This is a genomic window from Vibrio sp. Y176, assembly GCF_033438945.1.
Map to the genome: position 1 here is coordinate 1 of NZ_JAWOQS010000061.1, position 1,538 is coordinate 1,538.

Here is a 1,538-nt window from a genome sequence, read left to right on the forward strand (position 1 = left end):
AAGCGGTGACAATATTTCCGTCAAATCCGACGATTGCTCTTCTAAAAACTGGGATGATAAAGACAAAAAAGGAAACGCTAGCGTGCATGGCGATGACAACCCAGGTAAAGGGCATAACAAAGATAAAAAAGACAAGAAGAAATAAACACTTCTGTTCGAAAAAAGGCTTGCGCGATGCAAGCCTTTTTAATGTTCAGCGTTTCAAGCACTTAGTAGAAGGTACGACCTTCACCCGCTCTAGTCAGCAGTCCGTCGCATGGCGCATAACGATCGCCATATTTCGATGCAAATTCGTTCATTTTCTCAACCAGTTCTTTCAAACCGAATTGATCCATATAACGGAATGGCCCGCCAAGGAATGGAGGGAAGCCAATACCAAAAATCGCACCAATATCGCCATCGCGCGGAGAGCGAATAATACCGTCGTCCAAGCATCGTACTGCTTCATTAAGCATTGGCAGTACACAGCGCAACGCAATATCGTTATCGCTGAGCTTCGATTCTGGCGTCAGTTTGAGTAGCTTGTAGATGGATTTATCGACTTCTTTCTTCTTACCTTTGTAAGTGTAGAAACCTTTCCCGCTCTTGCGTCCTTTGCGACCGTCATTCAATAAGATATCGAATACATCAGGACCTTTGAATCGCTCGCCCAACTCATTGACCAGAATCGGCATGATCTTCGCGCCAATATCAACACCAACTTCATCAAGTAACGTGATTGGCCCAACGGGGAAGCCGAAATCCAACAACGCACCATCTAACTTCTCACTCGGCTCATTTGCCAGCAAGATATGCGCAGCTTCATTCATGTAAGGCGCAAGAATGCGGTTTACGTAAAAGCCAGCTTTGTCCTTCACAACGATTGGGGTTTTACCCTGCTTCTTAGCCAATGCGACAACTGTCGAAATGGTTTCATCAGACGTTGTTTCATGCGGAATCACTTCCACCAGCGGCATTTTTTCTACTGGGCTAAAGTAATGTAAACCGACGATGTTTTCTGGTCTCTCTGCCTTTTCTGCAATCTTGTGGATTGGTAACGAAGACGCGTTCGTAGCAAAAATAGTTTCAGATTTTGCGTTTGCTTCAATGTCCGCAACCATCTGTTGTTTTAGATCCAAGTCTTCGAAAACCGCTTCGATCACAACATCAATGTGGTTGTAACTTGTAAAGTCTACGCCACCTGACAGTTGCAACATCTTCGCCTGTAAATCGGCTTTCGACAGGATGCGACGTTTACGCTGCTTCTCAAACAACTTGTAGTTGTAGTTAAGCGCATTCAACACACCGTCATTGCTCACATCTTTGATTCGAACAGGCACTTTTGCTTTTGCTACCGTTACATGACTGATCCCAGCGCCCATTAAGCCGCCACCAAGAACACCCACTTTTTTCACCGCTGCTGGCTGTGCATCCGTGCCGTGTTCCTTCTTCATATCAGTAGTCGCGAAAAAGATAGAGCGCAATGCTCTCGATTCGGAGCTCATCACAAGCTCATCAAATCGTTTCGCTTCAAGCTCTTGCCCTTGTGCAAAACCTTT

Annotated in this window: 1 protein-coding gene and 1 pseudogene; one reads left to right on the plus strand and one right to left on the minus strand. The window is 45.4% G+C overall.

Annotation, left to right across the window (positions count from 1 at the left end):
• Positions 1-145: pseudogene (locus R7O13_RS24035) on the plus strand (CG2 omega domain protein); the annotation flags it as partial.
• 64 nt (positions 146-209) lie between these two features.
• On the opposite strand, the gene R7O13_RS24040 reads toward R7O13_RS24035, so the two are convergent.
• Positions 210-1,538, minus strand: a 1,329-nt coding sequence (locus R7O13_RS24040; RefSeq protein WP_318304822.1) for a 3-hydroxyacyl-CoA dehydrogenase NAD-binding domain-containing protein, incomplete at its 5' end; no start/stop codon positions are given.